Below are 1,562 nucleotides of genomic sequence, written 5' to 3' on the forward strand. Positions count from 1 at the left end.
AAAAAAAGCGGCTCAATTGCTAGATATCACTTTAACGGCACGCGGTAAGAGTGGTGGCAACCCTATTCCAATGGCGGGTATCCCCTATCACTCCGCTGAGAATTATATTGCAAAGCTTGTTCGATCTGGTTTGTCGGTTGCTGTCTGCGAGCAAACAGGTGACCCGGCAACAAGCAAGGGGCCGGTTGAGCGTAAGGTAATGAGAATTGTCACTCCCGGCACGCTGACTGACGAGGCATTTCTAGAAGAGCGGCGTGACAATTTGCTCTGCTCAATTTCCTTTGGTGATGAGGAAGCCTTTGGTCTAGCCTACCTAGACCTGAGTGGCGGACGCTTTTCTGTGTCGCAAGTTCGAGGCTTGCCCGACCTAATAAGCGAGTTGCAGCGTATTAGACCGTCGGAAGTTTTAATAAGTGAAGAGTTTCCATATGAAGGAGCTTTTGAGAACTTAACTGGTCTTAGACGCCAAGCTCCATGGCTTTATGATCTTGATTCCGCAAAAAGCTTATTGACTACTCAATTTAAAACGAAAGACTTAAGCGGCTTTGGTATCGATTCGATGCAATTAGCTATCTGCGCGGCGGGTTGTCTGCTGCAGTATGCAAAGGATACTCAGCGTAATGAGCTGCCTCATATTGTCACCATCAATAAAGAAGAGCGTAGTCAATACATTCTACTCGATGCAGCCAGTCGCAAGAACCTAGAAATTGACACCAACCTTGCTGGCGAAAGTAATCACACCTTGGCGTGGGCAATGGATGCCTGTAAAACTGCAATGGGTAGCCGCTTGCTTAGGCGCTGGCTCCACCACCCTTTAAGAGACCGGGAAATTGTGAATGCCCGTCTAGATTGCGTGTCTTCACTTGAGCAATCCTATAACTACGACGCCATTCAAACGAATTTAAAACAAGTCGGAGATGTACAGCGTATACTCGCCAGGATTGCGCTTAGATCTGCACGCCCTCGTGACCTATCACGACTTAGAGACACTTTAATACTACTACCCGCCATACAGGCAGATTTAAGGTCAGTTGATTGCCCAAGTCTTGGTGAAGTAGCTAAAGATATATCCGAACACCCCTCTTTAGCTGAGTTATTAGAGCGAGCAATTATCGATAACCCTCCCGTCGTTATTAGAGATGGCGGCGTGATAAAAGATGGTTTTGACGCAGAGCTAGATGACTTACGCAATATCAGTGAAAATGCCGGTCAATTTTTAATCGATCTAGAGACTCAGGAGCGGGAGGCAACCGGGCTTTCGACCTTGAAGGTTGGTTACAATAGAGTTCATGGTTACTTTATCGAGATTTCAAAAGCTCAGTCAGATAAAGCGCCCGATGCATATATAAGGCGTCAAACGCTAAAAAATGCAGAGCGCTTTATAACGCCAGAGCTGAAAGCTTTTGAGGATAAAGCGCTGAGCAGTAAAAGTCGCGCTTTATCGCGCGAGAAAGCCCTTTACGAAAGCCTACTTGATGAATTAAATGAGGCGATTGACGCGCTTCAGAGGTGTGCAAAAGGGCTTTCTGAGCTCGACGTGCTTAGCAATTTTGCTGAAAGAG

The 1,562-nt window shown here is 46.6% G+C and carries 1 protein-coding gene; it reads left to right on the forward strand.

From position 1 onward, the window contains the following. Window positions 1-16: 16 nt before the first annotated feature. Window positions 17-1,562, forward strand: a 1,546-nt coding sequence (gene mutS / locus A3735_RS26885; protein WP_082886021.1) for a DNA mismatch repair protein MutS, incomplete at its 3' end; no start/stop codon positions are given.

This window comes from Oleiphilus sp. HI0061 (assembly GCF_001635675.1).